This window comes from Belliella alkalica (genome assembly GCF_022549785.1).
In the GTDB taxonomy this organism is placed as follows: domain Bacteria; phylum Bacteroidota; class Bacteroidia; order Cytophagales; family Cyclobacteriaceae; genus Belliella; species Belliella alkalica.
Genome location: NZ_JAKZGO010000024.1, coordinates 39,525 through 55,415 on the forward strand (window position 1 = coordinate 39,525; position 15,891 = coordinate 55,415).

The 15,891-nt window shown below is 34.3% G+C and carries 16 protein-coding genes; 10 read left to right on the forward strand and 6 right to left on the reverse strand.

All coding sequences use genetic code 11. The annotated features are described in order from the left end of the window. Nucleotides 1–25: 25 nt before the first annotated feature. Genes MM213_RS18700 through MM213_RS18715 form a run of 4 tightly spaced genes read left to right on the forward strand, consistent with a single transcriptional unit; the run spans nt 26 to nt 5,460 of the window. A complete protein-coding gene (locus MM213_RS18700) occupies nt 26–1,558 on the forward strand; it encodes a HEAT repeat domain-containing protein (protein ID WP_241414418.1) in 1,533 nt (510 codons plus the stop codon). Nucleotides 1,559–1,574: 16 nt separating this feature from the next. Continuing rightward, nucleotides 1,575–2,999 (forward strand): glycosyltransferase family 2 protein, encoded by a 1,425-nt coding sequence (locus tag MM213_RS18705; protein ID WP_241414419.1) that lies wholly within the window; start codon nt 1,575–1,577, stop codon nt 2,997–2,999. Between the two features lie 17 nt (nt 3,000–3,016). After that, the gene (locus MM213_RS18710; protein WP_241414420.1) at nt 3,017–4,258 is read left to right on the forward strand and encodes a YaiO family outer membrane beta-barrel protein; all 1,242 of its coding nucleotides are present in this window, start codon (nt 3,017–3,019) and stop codon (nt 4,256–4,258) included. Continuing rightward, the gene (locus MM213_RS18715) at nt 4,258–5,460 is read left to right on the forward strand and encodes a hypothetical protein (protein ID WP_241414421.1); all 1,203 of its coding nucleotides are present in this window, start codon (nt 4,258–4,260) and stop codon (nt 5,458–5,460) included. Before MM213_RS18710 ends, MM213_RS18715 begins: the two co-directional genes overlap by 1 nt. Here the strand turns inward: MM213_RS18715 and MM213_RS18720 are convergent. After that, nucleotides 5,457–7,154 (reverse strand): LTA synthase family protein, encoded by a 1,698-nt coding sequence (locus MM213_RS18720; RefSeq protein WP_241414422.1) that lies wholly within the window; start codon nt 7,152–7,154, stop codon nt 5,457–5,459. The two genes, MM213_RS18715 and MM213_RS18720, sit on opposite strands and share 4 nt — an antisense overlap. 423 nt (nt 7,155–7,577) lie before the next feature. Between MM213_RS18720 and MM213_RS18725 the strand changes: the two genes are divergently transcribed. The 6 genes from MM213_RS18725 (at nt 7,578) to MM213_RS18750 (ending at nt 10,303) form a co-directional block, all read left to right on the forward strand. Beyond that, nucleotides 7,578–8,120, forward strand: coding sequence for a class I SAM-dependent methyltransferase (locus tag MM213_RS18725; protein ID WP_241414423.1), 543 nt, complete (start codon nt 7,578–7,580; stop codon nt 8,118–8,120). A gap of 5 nt (nt 8,121–8,125) precedes the next feature. Beyond that, nucleotides 8,126–8,377, forward strand: a complete 252-nt coding sequence (locus MM213_RS18730) for a hypothetical protein (protein WP_241414424.1) — start codon at nt 8,126–8,128, stop codon at nt 8,375–8,377. 33 nt (nt 8,378–8,410) lie between these two features. Next, nucleotides 8,411–9,064 carry a peptide-methionine (S)-S-oxide reductase MsrA gene (msrA, locus tag MM213_RS18735; protein WP_439647570.1) on the forward strand — a complete coding sequence of 218 codons (654 nt, stop codon included), beginning with the start codon at nt 8,411–8,413 and terminating at the stop codon, nt 9,062–9,064. A 75-nt stretch (nt 9,065–9,139) separates the two neighbouring features. After that, nucleotides 9,140–9,646: a DUF4920 domain-containing protein gene (locus MM213_RS18740; RefSeq protein WP_241414425.1), complete on the forward strand. Its 507-nt coding sequence runs from the start codon at nt 9,140–9,142 to the stop codon at nt 9,644–9,646. Continuing rightward, the gene (locus MM213_RS18745; RefSeq protein WP_241414426.1) at nt 9,639–10,064 is read left to right on the forward strand and encodes a hypothetical protein; all 426 of its coding nucleotides are present in this window, start codon (nt 9,639–9,641) and stop codon (nt 10,062–10,064) included. Before MM213_RS18740 ends, MM213_RS18745 begins: the two co-directional genes overlap by 8 nt. A 2-nt stretch (nt 10,065–10,066) precedes the next feature. Beyond that, nucleotides 10,067–10,303 (forward strand): hypothetical protein, encoded by a 237-nt coding sequence (locus MM213_RS18750; RefSeq protein ID WP_241414427.1) that lies wholly within the window; start codon nt 10,067–10,069, stop codon nt 10,301–10,303. Nucleotides 10,304–10,364: 61 nt separating this feature from the next. On the opposite strand, the gene MM213_RS18755 is transcribed toward MM213_RS18750, so the two are convergent. The 5 genes from MM213_RS18755 to MM213_RS18775 all read right to left on the reverse strand — a co-directional run bounded on the left by MM213_RS18755 (nt 10,365) and on the right by MM213_RS18775 (nt 15,541). Then, complete coding sequence (locus MM213_RS18755; RefSeq protein WP_241414428.1) at nt 10,365–11,759, reverse strand: DUF6600 domain-containing protein; 1,395 nt, start codon at nt 11,757–11,759, stop codon at nt 10,365–10,367. A gap of 234 nt (nt 11,760–11,993) precedes the next feature. Further along, nucleotides 11,994–12,164, reverse strand: a complete 171-nt coding sequence (locus tag MM213_RS18760; RefSeq protein ID WP_241414429.1) for a Lacal_2735 family protein — start codon at nt 12,162–12,164, stop codon at nt 11,994–11,996. Nucleotides 12,165–12,205: 41 nt separating this feature from the next. Beyond that, nucleotides 12,206–13,801, reverse strand: coding sequence for a toxin-antitoxin system YwqK family antitoxin (locus tag MM213_RS18765; protein WP_241414430.1), 1,596 nt, complete (start codon nt 13,799–13,801; stop codon nt 12,206–12,208). Between the two features lie 185 nt (nt 13,802–13,986). Then, nucleotides 13,987–14,541 carry a hypothetical protein gene (locus MM213_RS18770; protein ID WP_241414431.1) on the reverse strand — a complete coding sequence of 185 codons (555 nt, stop codon included), beginning with the start codon at nt 14,539–14,541 and terminating at the stop codon, nt 13,987–13,989. Nucleotide 14,542: 1 nt separating this feature from the next. Next, nucleotides 14,543–15,541 carry a 3-oxoacyl-ACP synthase III family protein gene (locus tag MM213_RS18775; RefSeq protein WP_241414432.1) on the reverse strand — a complete coding sequence of 333 codons (999 nt, stop codon included), beginning with the start codon at nt 15,539–15,541 and terminating at the stop codon, nt 14,543–14,545. Between the last annotated feature and the right edge of the window lie 350 nt (nt 15,542–15,891).

Consider the following 15,891-nt stretch of genomic DNA (forward strand, 5'->3'; position numbering starts at 1 on the left):
ACTTCTATTTTTAACTTTCATTTTTTTGAATTCATACATTTGTAAAGGACAAGTAGACTCGCTCTCAACTTCTGAAATAGAAGAGATTTTGATCTTGGAGTCTAATATTCAAGGTTTATTATTTCAGCTTTCAGTTGAAGTAAAACAATATGAATTGTTTGAAATTGAAAATGAAGGGTTTTTTAAAAATAATAATTTTTGGTTGTCAGATACTATTCAGACTTACAATGATGCTTTAGTGTTAAAATCAATCCTTGAAGAAAGGTATAATTTAAAGTTTCATGTTAAGTATATAATTTTTGATAAAGAAGTAGATAGGGAAGCGGTAGATTCTTATTTGAATAACTTGATCAGAAATGAAATTTTTATACCGATGACAAATGGGGCTTCGGAGGTGTCAGATGGAGAACTTATAATCCTAGGTTCAAAAGTTGATTTTAAACCATTTCACAAGCTTAAACTGAAACTTCTCCAAGATATTAAAGTGATTATTTTGATATCCATTTTGGTGCTTTTTCTACTTTCTTCAATCATTTTGGTAGTTATCATGATTTTTATTAAATCAAGGAATAAGCAAAGAAATGAATTGTCAAAAAAGTTTAAAGAATTGACTTACGAGCCAATTTCTATCATTTTGTTTGACAAAAGTCTTGAAGAGATTGAAAGTTATTCTAAAGCAGAGATTGAATCTTATTTACCGAAGAATTACCTTTCAAAACCATTGTTCAAAATGGTCTTGATCCAAGAGATTATTAGCCTCAATAAAAACATGAAAGGTGAATTTAAATTGAAGCTAAAACTTTTTTATAGAAAGCTTGATCTTCATCTTTTCAGTATAAATAGACTCAAAAGTAAAAGCTGGGATGTGGTGACATCGGCAATTGTAGAAATCAATGAAATGGACTTAAAAGAAGCACTTCCAGAGATAGAAAAACTTGTGAATCACAAAAACTTTCATATAAGGTCTAGTGCTGTCGCTACACAATTGAACCTTTCTTTGGATAAAAACCTGAATGTATTAGCAAACCAAACCTATCCATTATCTGCATGGCAGCAGATGATCTATTTGAGGATCATTAAATACCTTTCTTCCAAAGATGTCGTAAAGATCATTTACTTAATGGAGTCAGAAAATCCTTCCGTTAGGATCTTTGGAATCAAATTAGTGAGATATTTAGGGAGAATGGATAGGATAGCCAAATTAGCAGAAATGTATCCTGCCGCATCTGAAGAAGAAAAAATAGAAATATTGAAAGGTTTTAATTCTCTTGGTGCACAGACAGAGTTAGATCATGTTCATCAATCTTTGTTTTCAAATAAAGAGCGCCTTTGTTTGCAGGCAATAAAAACCTTGAAAAATATCGGAGATGAGAAGTCTGAATTATTGCTTCAGGAAAGACTGAAATCAGTGGACAGCTTTGTCCTTCAAAAAGAGATTTTAAGTGCATTAGTAAAATTGAACAAAGATAGTTTTGATCAATTTGTGATGGATGAAAGTAATGAGACGTTTATTGCCATCCAAAACCATTTACAAGACCCACTTCTAAGCGATGTATAGTCTTCTTTTTAACATATTGATTGATATATTAGGGATTTTTTTTCTGTTATATAGTTTTGCAATTATATTGGTTTACTTACTTACTACAGTATTGTCAGCATTGGAAATGAGAGATCATTTGAGGAAAAATAAGTTTGCTGATTATAAAGATATCATAACCTCACCTCTAGCCCAGAGTATTTCTATCATAGCACCGGCTTACAACGAAGGCAATACGATTGTACAAAATGTAAAGAGTCTGCTTTCACTTCATTATGGAAAGTTTGAAGTGATATTGGTAAATGATGGATCAAAGGACGATTCGATATCAATTTTAATTGAAAACTTTCAATTGAAAAAAACAAACTACGCCTACCATGAAGCTATATCGGCTCAGAAAGTGATAGGAGTTTATAAATCTACCAATCCGTCATATGCTAAACTTACCGTAGTTGATAAGGAAAATGGTGGAAAGGCAGATGCATTGAATGTAGGAATAAACATATCTAGTAATGAGATTATTGCATGTATAGATGTGGACTGTATACTTTCTAGTGATTCTTTAACCCGGATGATGCGTCCATTTATGGAGGAAACCAACAGGCAAGTAATTGCAGTTGGTGGAGTAATAGGAGTAGCGAATAATTGCGATATCACAGATGGAACGGTTACAAAATACAGAGTTCCTGATAGTTTGTTGGGAAGATTTCAAGTGATTGAGTACTTCAGGTCATTTTTGATGGGAAGAATGGCATGGACTAGAATCAATGGCTTGATGTTGATCTCAGGTGCTTTTGGTTTTTTCAAAAGAGATTTGGTTTTAAAAGTGGGAGGGTATTTTCCAAAAACAGTTGGTGAAGATATGGAACTTGTGGTAAGGATGCGGAGATATATGGAAGAGAACAAAATCCCATACAAAGTAGGCTTTGTGCCAGATCCACTTTGTTGGACAGAAGTTCCTGAGTCTGAACAGATATTGTCAAGACAGAGAAATAGGTGGATGCGTGGAACAATTGAAACACTTCAACTCCACCAAAAGATTCGATTTAATCCTGATTATGGAATTATGGGAATGGTATCATACCCTTTTTGGTCCGTTTTTGAAAAAAGTGCACCGATTTTAGAATTTTTAGGTATTCTTTATACTTTGGCAATGATTGTAACAGGTGATATCAGTGCATTGTATTTTATAGGCTTGTTTATTTTAATATACTTTTTTGCAATAATGATTTCTTCCTTCAGTATTCTCTATGAAGAAATTGCATACAATAATTATAAAAGCTCGAAAGACCTCAATAAATTGATTCAGACAATTTTGCTAGAACCTTTTATTATCCATCCCAAATTAGTATGGTGGGGATTGAAAGGTCATTGGGACTTTATAAAAGGAAAAGGTGGATGGGGAGTCATGATCAGAAAAGGATTCGATAAGGCTACTGATAAGCAAAAAGTAGCTGAATAAGTTATAAAAAAATCATTATGGGGAAATACAATTTGTTTAATTTCTTTATTGTCCTAGTGCTTTTGTTTACAGTTGTTCAAAATGTAAGTGCGCAGGATTCCTTCGACCCAGACGAGTTGTTCTTGGATGCTCGAAAACTTATTTTGGAGGGTAAGAGGGAAGAAGGCAGAACTATTGCTTTGAGGATTCTAGAAAAATACCCTTCTTATGCAGATGTTTTGATTTTGGTAGGAAGATCATATAGTTGGGATGGTGCTTATGATTCTGCTTCTGTATATTTTGAAAGAGCGATAGATGCAAGTCCAGCTTATCAAGATGCTTATATAGCCTATATCGATAATCTATTCTGGTCTGAAAACTATGAAAAGGCAGAGTTAATCATTGATAAGGGAATTCAACAAATCGGTCCACAGTCCTCACTTTTGATGTATAGAAAATCAAGATTGTTCTATTACAAAGAGGAATATAATGACGCACTGAAAGTTGCTCGCGAGGTTTTTGAAAAGGACAACAAAATAGAAGGTCTTTTGACCTACATCCAAACTCTTCAAAGACTGGGGAGAAATAATGCTGTAGGTGCTACTTACGACTATGATAATTTCAGAGGTCAGATTAGCGCTTGGAACACTTATTCCTTATATGGAAGAACCACTACTAAATTGACAGGATCACTTATTGCCAGAGTGACAAATTCTTCTCGATTTGATGCCAATGGAACCCAATTTGAAGTAGATGCCTATCCTTCCTTGGAGAAAAATTCCTATGGTTATTTCAATGTTGGTTACTCTGATTCATTCTTTTTTCCAAGGTATAGGTTTGGGGCAAGTGTTTATTGGAATCTCCCTAAAGCTTTTGAAATAGACGCAGGATATCGCCACCTGAAGTTTGGTGAAGTTACTCATATTCTTACAGGTTCTCTTGGTAAATATGTTAGCAATTGGTGGCTCAATCTTAGGTTAAATGTTATTCCGGGGGCTGATGGAAGTTCTGTAAGCGGAAATTTTCAAACGAGATATTACTTCAAAGGTGCCGAAGATTTCTTTAGTATTCAATTTAGTACAGGTGTTTCTCCCGACGAAGAGAACAGGGATTTTCAATCACAATTATTGAATTCATACAGAGCTAGAGTTGGATATCAGCAATTGTGGACTGATCGGTGGATGGGTTTTGGGTTTGTGGGGTATTCCAGAGATGAGATCAATCAAGGAAACTTCAGAAACAATCTAAATATTTCAATAGGAACTGAATTTAGGTTTTGATGAAGAAGTTTTTGGATAGATATTTCCCGATTGAATTTAGACTGCTTTTCAAATGGATCATCTTTTTTATGTTGGTGTTTTTTGCTTTTCCTTTGTTGAGTTATCTTTCTTGGCAAGGAAAGCCAAGTGCGGGTTTAGAAGTGGTAATTTTGGATAAGACAGTTCCGAATAAGGAACAAGGGGAATTTCAAAGTATTCAGTGGGTTCTCAATCATTTGAAATATACCAAAACGAATGGCTCGAAATATTTGGGTGAAAAAGGGTATTTTGGCTATTATCTACGGGGTGATCAAGGAGAGCATGAAATCAATGATTTTTCAAATATGTCTCTTTCAGTAAAAGATAGACTTGTCCAAGATTTAGATTTATTATATATATCAGATACTTATGGTGTTTATGAAAATGATTTCACTGAAAATGTAGGGGAAGACAGGTCAAAGAAAATCTATGGGGGAATGAATGCAGATGATCTTTACATGATCAAAAGTGCTTATGAGGCAGAGAAAGTTGTCATTACGGAATTTAATTCGATCGCATCACCTACAAGCAAACAGGTAAGGACAGAGTTTGAGAATTTGATGGAAGTAAAATGGACTGGATGGATTGGGAGATATTTTGATGAACTGAATATAGTTCTCAATGAAGAAATTCCAGATTGGATGATCACAACTTACAAAAACCAGCACGATGGTATTTGGGATTTCAATGGTTCAGGCATAATTTTCTTACATGAAAATGGCAGGATAGAAGTGATGCGCGACAATGAACACTTGAGAGATCCTGTACCGAGTGTAGTTACGAATATCTTGAATCAAAAAAAATATGGTCTTTCTGAAGTGGTAAAATACCCATATTGGTTTGATATACTTCTGATAAGTAGGGAATATGAAGTGATTTCTCACTATGATGTCCACCCTACTCCAAAAGGTATAGAATTGCTCAATGAAATGGGGCTTCCCAGATATTTTCCGGCAGTCATCAAAAGAAGAAAGGGAAATGGCTCCTTTTACTATTTTGCTGGAGATTATTCAGATAATAGAATCACTGATAATTCTTATAAGTTTCAAGGTTTGGGGAGAATGTGGAGGATGTTTTTGCATGCTGATGATTTTTCACAGAGAAGAAGTTTCTTTTGGAACTACTACTATCCTCTAATGAAAGAAATAACGAAAGAAACATACTCGAATAAGACCAAACATTAGTTTTTAGGCATATAGACAGTCAATGAATCAGGAATGATTTTGTCAAATTCTGTAGCGTGTCTATTATCGTTGATATAATTTCCAAATTCCCTGTTTAGTTTCTCCTTTTGTGTATTGTCCGTGATAGGGTCTAAATTCATTCCATCAGAAAGTATAAACAATTGATTGTCAGATAATACATATTCTCCGCTAATGTATTCAAGAAGCTGGTTTTTATTCCGCATCAAAGGTTGTGAGATTTTTGATTGAAAATTTATAGCGGTATCCAAAACATAACCTTTCCAAGCTACCAGTGTAGGTTGCTTTATTTCATATCTAGCTGATAACAAGCTCAATATTGTCGGTGTGATCTCAAAGTGAGTAGTGACACCAGCCATCATTCTAGAGGTTTTTAGTTTTGGGGAGTAAATCATCAAAGGAGTATGAAATCTGTCAATCCTAGTGGACATAGGTACTTCTGGTAATCTGTGATCCCCGGTGAATATAAAGATTGTATTTTCGAAATTTGGCATTCTTTTATAAGCATTAAAAAACTCCCTGATAGCATCATCAGTATAAATTATGCTAGAATATACATTTGTGTACTTTAGATATTCATTCATTCTTTGAGGCTCGATTTTTAAGGTGTTTTTTAAATGTTCCACAAACTTTTCCCGATAGATTTTTTCATCTGGTATAATGTAAGGATCATGGGAAGTTTGCGTTTGGAAAATAGATAACTGAGGTTGATTAGTTTCTCTACTTATTTTTCTCATACCATTTTCGAACATTGCCTTATCTGGGTATCCCCAGGAAAACCCTGTATTAGAAGGTGTTTCTTTAAAATCAGGATCAAATGAACTAATGTCTAAGATTCTATCGACATTTTGATAGTTTAAAAATGTACCTACATTGTCAAATGCTTTATCGGCACCAATATGATAATTTACAGTGTAGCCGTTGTGTTTTAAAATTGACATCAAACTCAAATGTTTTGGAAGGTTTGGGGCTAATTCCATAAAGCCGTTTTTCGCAAATGGTAAAGAACCAAAAGTACCAGTCAATATCCCAAAAGTTCTCCCAGTAGTAGAGAGGTTATTCTTCCAATATAAAGAGTGATTTTCCAAAGAGTCTAAGAATGGTGTGAAACTTCCCAAGTAAGCATCTTTTCCAGAATAAGCTTTTCCCAAACTTTCTATCAATACAAAAACAATGTCAGGCATTGTATCAAATTCATTGAAAAACTTACCTAGTACATCAGGATAGTTATTTTCGTGCAGGAAAGGGTATTCTGTGGACACATATTTCTTATCTACTAAAGAATTTCCGCCACTTGAGGTGAGGAAAAAGTCATAGTACATTGAATTTCTTGCTGTAAAATAATTGTATGATTGATTATAGAGATAGAAGGATTTGTTTACTTTAAGGTTTCTGTCCAGTTCAGAGGCAGAACCTATTCCCTCTTGAGGTATAAAATTAAAAACCAATAAGTATAAATAGCAGCCACTAGTGAGTATTAGTGAGCTTTTTAAATTGATAGGCAGTTTTTTTCCAAGACCAAGAATAAAAAAAATCAAAGCGAAAATTATCGCTATAGCTGAAAGATTAATGAAGTTTAATTCCCCAGAAGCTTTTATAGTTGCAATGATGTCCGTGATAGAATAGGCGTATAAATCTTCTCCCAAAGGAAGAAGCATCTTGGTGAAATAAAACATTAGCCCTGCTTGTATTATTACAAAAATTGATAATGTTATTTTAAATAGAATGGAGGCGACTTTAGGAAAAAATCCATAAAGTACTAGGAAGAATATGAAAAGAATTCCGAGTACATAAAAAATCCACTCTAAATCAAATAAAACCCCATTAATACTTGTCCAAACTCGTTCTTTTTCTATTTGATGAATTGAAAAAACCCAAATAATTTCAACTACTCGAAGTGTAAGCATCAAAAGGAAAAAAGGAATACTTATTTTCCAAAAGTTAGTTAAAATGTTATTTATGTTCAAAAGTAAATTTGATCGTATTTCTGCTTTTTGGCTCATAATTAGGGTGATAACTGCGAGAGCTGGAGGGATATGAATTTTTTCGTTTATTAATTTTCTAAATTACCTATATTGCGTAACTATACAAGTTAAGTTATGAAGAAAGGTTTGCTCTTTAAAGAGCTTTTTACAAATATTTCAACCACAGGTGCTGTTACATTCAGTTCAAAACCATTGGTTGATAAAATGTTGTCATTTGCTGATTTCAAGGGTGCGAAAATACTGGTTGAATTGGGTGGAGGAGATGGTAGTATAACCAAAGGTATTGTTGAAAGAATGGATCCAGATGCCAAACTTTTAGTGTTTGAGATTTCAAAGAATTTTTGCGATAACCTTGAGAAAATGTTTCCGCAAAAAAACATTGAGATTATCTGTGATTCAGCAGAGAATATTGACAAATATCTTGGTGGGGAAAAGGCTGATTTTATATTATCTTCATTGCCATTTAGTCTTATACCGAAGGATATAAGAGCGCAGATTTATCGCAAAAGTAAAGAGTCAGTAACTGAAAAAGGTAAATTCATTCAGATATGTTATTCTTATTTGTTGAAGTATCAGTTTGCAGACTATTTTTCTACTATAAAAACAAGTTTTACATTAAAGAATTTTCCTCCTGCATTTATAATGATTTGTAATTAATTGTTTTGAAGAAAACTCTTAACATATCAATTCTCGAAGTTGCTATTTTGGAAATGGGCAGGATGAAAAATGGAGAACCTTTTCACCCCTTGGAAGTAATAAAATGGATTTACCCCCAAGATTGGAGTCATTTTTTCAAAGATTTGGAATCTGAAACCAATCGCTTGATAAATGAAGGTAAAGTATTTGTTGATTCATCTGAGAGAAACTTAGAAATTGGAAAAATCAGAATTTACACAAAATTCAAAACTACATAGCATCTTTTGTTGTTTTAAGAAAAACAAAGGGTTATGAAAAAAATATTTTTCCTCACAATACTAAGTATTATTGGAGTATCCAATATTCAAGCACAACAAAAAACAAAGTCCATGAAAGAAATTCCCAAAACAAAAGTAGAAGTGCAAAATGGAATGGAACTAGCAACATTAGGATCAGGATGCTTTTGGTGTATAGAAGCTATTTATCAAGATCTAAAGGGTGTAGAAGGTGTCAAATCGGGCTATAGTGGTGGTCATATAGATAATCCGAGCTATAGACAGGTTACCTCTGGAACCACCGGCCACGCAGAAGTCATCCAATTTTCTTTTGATCCTATGGTGATATCTTTTGAAGAGATTTTGGAAATTTTCTGGTCAACTCATGACCCAACAACACTGAATAGACAGGGTGCTGATGTCGGTCCGCAATATAGATCAGCAATATTTTATCATTCAGATAAGCAAAAAGAGGTTGCGGAATTTTACAAGAAAAAACTGGATGAGTCAGGTTCATTTGACAACAAAATAGTAACTGAAATTACAGCATTCAACAATTTCTACGTTGCGGAGGATTATCATCAAAATTATTTTAATGACAACGGAATGCAGCCATATTGTCAAATAGTCATTAGGCCTAAAGTTGAGAAATTTAAGAAGGTTTTTGCTGATAAATTGAAAAATAAATAAAATTTAGAACATTGATATTGAGGTAATTTCAAAATCTGGTTACTTTTACATCATAAAAACATAACCCGCATTAAAATGAAAAGAATCAAGATCCTAGTTTTTGCAGTCATCCCTTTTATGTTTGCTTGCAATAATTCTGAAAATCAAAATACTGAGACAGAAGTTGTAGAAGAGACAAGCCAAGTTCCTGGTAATTATGGAGCTGAAGTGGAGGAGATTGGGGTGTTATCAGTAGCTCAAATGTATGATAAATTGGAAGGCTCAGGTGAATTTGAAGGGAAAGTAGTCGGCCAAATCAAAGAGGTTTGTTCCAAAAAAGGATGTTGGATGACTATGGACTTACCAAGTGGTGAGACTATGAGGGTGACATTCAAAGATTATGGTTTTTTTGTTCCTTTGACATCTCAGGGCTATCCAGTAATCATCGAAGGCGTAGCTACCAAGACAGTTACTGATGTAGCTACTTTGAGACACTATGCAGAGGATGCTGGTAAATCTAAAGCAGAGATCGAAGAGATCACAGCACCTAAAGAAGAATATGCTTTTGAGGCAGTAGGTGTAATCATAAAGGAAAATGCATAGATTTCTATTTTTTATTTTCTTATTGGCAATAGTTATTTCGTGTTCTCAAAAAGAAAAAAAGAATGTCTCTGAAACTATAAAATATCCAAATCAAGATGCACCTCTGGCGCTATTGATGAGAAATATGTTTATAGACATGGAGGAAATGAAAGTCTCAGTAGAAGAAGGAAAGTCAATAAAACAGTATCTTGAAAAGCATAAAGCGATATTGACTGCAAAACCTACTGATGCCAATGTGAAATCAGAAACATTTCAATCTATGGGAATGGCTTATTTGGCAAGTCTTAAGGAGTTGGAGAATAGTAATAAAGAAGAGTTGTTGGACAATTATCAACTTTTGGTAAATTCTTGCTTAGCTTGTCACAACAATTTTTGTCCAGGGCCAGTTAAAAGGATTAACTTATTGAAAATTGATTGAACATGGCAATTGCTTTAGACAACCTTAGGGTAGGTAGGGTTTATGAATTTCGGAACATGGGAGAAAACAGAAAGTTGGAAGTTATTTCCAGAATTTCAGGTTCCAATTTCAAAGTAAAAGATTTAGATACCACAGAAATATATACCATTGAGGAACTTTTGAGATGGGGGGTAGGGAAAGATTATGAACTAGACGAACTTATCGATCAGGGAAGAGGATTAGTACCAAAGAAGTTTTAGAAAAAACAGAAAGGGATGCCAAATAATTGGCATCCCTTTTTTATTTAAAATTATGAATGATTTAGATATCTCCTCTACCACCACCTCTCGAAGAGGTTCCTGATGATGATCTAGTGTTTGAACTAGATCTTGCAGGAGAAGCAGTAGATTGCCTAGCTGGAGCAGACCTTACAGTATTGGAACTCCTTGTATTAGGAGTAGACTGCCTAACCTTTTCAGGACTACTAGATCTTGCAGGTGCTGTTCTTGTTTGCCTAGCTGGAGCAGAATTTACAGTTCCTGTATTCCTTGTATTAGGAGCAGACTGCCTAACATTTGTTGGCTGACTTGATCTATTCGTAGCAGGTGCTGTAGCTTCTCTTGAACTTCTACTGTTTTGATTTACTCTAGGAGCACTTTGACTTTGCTGAGGAGCAGATCTCACGTCTGATGGTCTAGTAGAATTCTGTACCGAACTTTCTCTGGTATTCCGTGGTGCAGCTTGAGTTCTGCTTGAAGATGCAGCTCTACTTTCCTGAGTTGTTGTTCTACTTTGCGAATTTACCCTGGAGTTAGCTTCCCTAGAAGTAGCGCTTCTACTGTTGTTATTAACACTTCTATTGTTGTTGTCAGCGCTTCTACTGTTTACAGCTGATCTGCTTTGATTTGCCGATCGGCTACTTCTATATTCATCTGTTGTCAAAGCTCTTGAAGGTCTTGCTTGTGCATTCGCAGTTCTGGAGTTGTCAATTTCAGGTCTATAAACACTCAAGGTTCTATTATTGCCTACTGATGCTCTTCCAGGTCTTGAGCTGTTGTTTACTTGATAGACTGGTACTGAAGTTCTAGTAACTCTTTCTATATCTCTTCTAGCAGGGCCAGACACATAAGTTCTGTTGTTATAGACATAAGTGTTGTTGATAATAGTAGTCCTATTGTAGATGCTTACTACGTTTCGAGAAGGGACATAGTAATTGTAGAAATGACGATGTCTGAATCTTCTTTGTGGCACGAATCTCCAATGATTGCTATGAAAGCCTATCGAGACGTTGATTCCAACACCAGGTCCAAGAGGTGCCCATCCATAATATCCACCACCAGTTCTCCAATTCACCCAAGCTGGTCCCCATTCATATCCAGGTACCCAAGCCCATCCATAGAAATCAGTCCAAAACCATCTTCCATAATGGAATGGAGCCCATCCCCAGTCATAATGAGAAACCCAAGTGTTTCCAAAATTTGTCATTTCCCAATAACCATTAGTGCCATAAGGATGGAAGTTGCCACCTACATTTGGTATCCATACAAATCCATGGTTTCTATCATTTACCCAGTCACCATATGGACTTAATTCATTGTAGAAAATTTGAAAACTAACCCCCATAGGAGAAGGTGCAGCTTCTACTTTATTGTTTAGAGACATTCCGATGCCTAGCATCAAAACAAGTCCCAATCGGATTAGAGTTAGATTTTTCATAATTGTTTTGGTTTAGTATTATAGTTTGTTTTACGTGCCTTTTTGAAAAAATGTTTTGATAAATAATTTATCAAATTGATAAAATTTTGATAAAAACGTTTTAGCAAATCAGTAATCATTGGAAAAAATATAAAAAAACATTATGAAATTTGGCAAAAGTGTAATCAAAAAAAGAACTCACGAAAATTACGTGAGTTCAATAAGTTAATATTAGAGCATAGCTTCTAAATATTGTTATTTACTTTTAAGGCTATCTATTTTTTTTGCTATTTCTTCAGCTTCCGCCATTAATTTATCCGACTCAGTTCTATTTGAATGGGATACTTTATGTGCTTTTTCAAGTAACGCTTTGTAGTTTTCCTGAAGCTTTTCTACTTCTGTTTTCTTTTTGAATAATCCGAACATATTTTTTTAATGAAACTGATTACTATTAAGATTGTTATAACTTATTCAAAGGTTTTGAACTTTATCTCAATTTCTGGATCTTTTGGTTCTTTGATTTCATCATCTTCAAAAGTAATGATCTGTTCAAGTCGCCCATTCATATTGAAGTATCTCCATACTCCTTCTTTTTTACCATCTACCATTTCACCTTCGGATGCGACTCTTCCATTTTCATGATAATAAGACCATTTACCTTCAGGCTTTCCGCTTTTATAGCTTCCTTCAGATTCTTTTTTACCATTTATATAATATGTGATTCTGGTTCCATTCCCATCTTTTAAGGTGCCTTTATCAAGAGTTTTGGATCCATTGTAAGTAAAATAATCGCCTAGATTCATCAATCTTCCATTACTCCAGTATTCTTCTTGGGTGAGTTGTTTATTGTCATAAAACAATCCCCATTTACCTTCTTCAAAACCTAGGAAGTAACTTCCCACTGATTTCAACTGACCCCCATCATAATAATAGAACCATTGGCCATTCTCTGAGCCTAAGCTATACTCTCCCTCAGCTATTAATATTCCGATTTTATTAAAATACTTCCAAAGTCCTGATTTAAGGTCGTTTTTATATTCCCCAATAGAATACAATTTCCCATCAGGAAAGTAATTTTTCCAAAGACCATCTTTTACTCCGCCTTTGTACTGACCTTCTACTGACACAGATCCATTGGAATGGTTTTCTATATAATCTCCAACAGGAACTCCTAGTTCGTATGTTTTCTTTTTGGATAAATTTCTATTAGGGAAGTATTCTTCCCAAGTGCCTACTGGAATATCATTTTCGTATTTTTCTATCCTAGCAGTTCTTTTGTTTTCATAATAGTATTTCCACTCTCCAGTCTTATTTCCTCTATCATCATAGTATTCTTCCGACTCTAGTGTCTTTGTTCCGGGGAAGTATGAAAGCCATTTGCCAACTTTTCTTCCTTTATCAAACTGACCTTCCTGCCAAATCATCTTGTTGTTAGCAAATCTTTTAAAAGAACCGTCAGGCTTTCCATTTACATAATTTATTTCTACCATCATTGTACCATCATAATCATATTCCATGTATGGGCCTTCCAGAAATCCATTTTTATAGGTTTCTTTGATGGCTATGGCAGCTGGGCGAACGTTGAAATAGGTGATCCAAACTCCGTCTTTCTTCCCGTTGACGTATTGACCCTCCATTCTTTCTATGTTTGGGTTAAAATTTGTCGCTTGGCTTGTTTTTGGATAATACTCTTTATACGGTCCCACAGGTATGCTATCCTGAAATACCAATTCAATTTTCAAATTTCCAAAAATATCATACTCTCTATAAGAACCATTGAGTTTATCAAGCTTATATTCAGCTTCTAAGCGTTTTATTTTACCATCATGGTAGGCAATTGTTTTGCCATCCCTTTTGCCATTAGTAAAATTTGATGTTTGAATCAGGATTCTTTTTTTGGGGTTTTCAAATTTCCACAATCCATCCATTTTATTGTCTTTCATCAACCCTGTTCCCACAAAAGTGGAATCTGAATTATATAGGGTGACAACATTGGAATTGCTTTGGGCAAAAAGAGAAAACGGTAGGGTTATAAGGAGCAAACAGCCAAGTATATATTTCATAAAATCTGATTTCATTTTTTCCATTTTACTTTTGAGCAATGTTGATTATTGAGACCATTGAAATAAAGGAGGTCAAAAGTAATGCTAAAACATTCATTTCAATAATTCGATTAATTATTACGCAATTGATTTGATTCGGTTCTAATTTACTTCAATTTACCTTATATTTAAAAGAATACCCTGTATTATTTGTCCAAGATGAATTTGATTTTTTCCAATAAATCGAACTTTAGATTTTCAACAGATTGGTTATATGGGATTTTGTTAAATATTAAAAGACCATCAAATTCTTTTATGTGATTGATTAAATTGATTGAGTCAAGAGTCTGATTTGAGGATAGTATTTCCTTGTAATCGTAAGCATTTGAAGCTAATCCAACATTGAATTCTTTGAATTTAATCTCAATATCTGTTTTATGATTTTCAGCTGTATTCTTCCCAAATTGAATCAAAATATACAAGCCATGACCCCACCAATTAAGAATTCTAATATTGTATCCATTATTTCGATCGAAATCTCTGAATATATCGAGAACTTGATAAGGACAGTTTTCAAGATTTATTCCTTGGGATACTTTTGTTCCTTTTGAATTTACAAAAGCTTGAATTAATATCGATTGGGAAAATTGGTTAGCTATTTCTGTAAAGAGATTAAGAAAGATGTTTTTTTGTGCTTGTATATCTTCAAACAGTTTAATGTTTTTTATTAATTCAATATCAATCTTTTCAGATTCTTCCATCTTACCAATTGAGTATCGCAGATGCCCAAGTAAATCCACTACCAAATGCGGCAAGTACTATCAAGTCTCCTTCTTTTAACCTGCCTTGTTCCCATGCTTGACTTAGTGCAATAGGGATGGTTCCGGCTGTTGTATTGCCCAGCTTCATAATGTTATTAAATACCTTTTCATCACTCAAGCCCATTTTTTGTTGTATATAATTACTAATTCTCAAATTAGCTTGGTGAGGAACCAAGAGGTCTATTTCCGATTTGTCTTTGCCGTTTGCTTCTAATGCCTCATTTATAACTTCACTAAATCTCACCACAGCATGCTTGAAAACAGTATTTCCATTCATAAACATCTTGAAACTTGATTCATTGACTATTTCAGGAGAAAGGCGGACTTCTCGACTACTACCGGGGTCTTTGAGATACAATTCCTCAGCATAATCTCCGTCGGCATGAAGATGTGTTGACAGTATGCCATTTTGGTCTTGGTCTACAGCTTGAAGGATTGCAGCGCCAGCACCATCCGCAAAGATTACTGCGCTTGATCTTCCTTCATCTGATTTATCCAATGCTGATGATTGTATTTCGGCTCCAACTACCAGAATGTTTTTGTACATTCCTGTTTTTATAAATTGATCTGCAACAGATAGGGCATAGATAAAACCAGAACAGGCATTTCTAATATCTAGAGCAGGTTTTCCTTGTATTCCTAACTCTCGTTGTAGCAGAACTCCATTGCCCGGTACAAAATAATCTGGTGTGATGGTCGCAAATACTATAAAATCTATCTCTTTTGCTTCTATTCCTGCTCTTTGGAGTGCCATTTTAGAAGCTGCTAATGACATACTTGTGACAGTGTCTTTGCCAGGGGTAAACCATCTCCTTTCTTCAATTCCAGTTCTTTCTACTATCCATTCATTATTTGTATTCATGATGGAAGATAAATAGTCATTGGTGATAATTTGATCCGGTACATAGTGGCCAACACCTGTTATTCTGGATTTTTTCATAAACAATAAGTTTAAATTGGGTTTAATGCTTACTAAAATATAGTTTAAAATTCTTTACAAATATAATAGTGAAATAGCTTGAAGAATAATTTGTTTTGAAAAAGAGGGAGTAATTAACTTTTTTTAGATTGAGAAACTATTCAGGCAGATTTGGTTTCTTTTGTTTTTACCTGTTTTTTGCCAATTGTGTTGAATAGTAAAATTGCAGATTACCCGACATGACTCCACTATCAGAATATTTCTCGTTTAATCGGTAAATATTCTACAGCAACTTGTTTCTATGGTATAGGTCAAAGTTATCTATACTACTGCGCAAAAGCTATCGCAGCTGATTGAAATGAATTAAAATT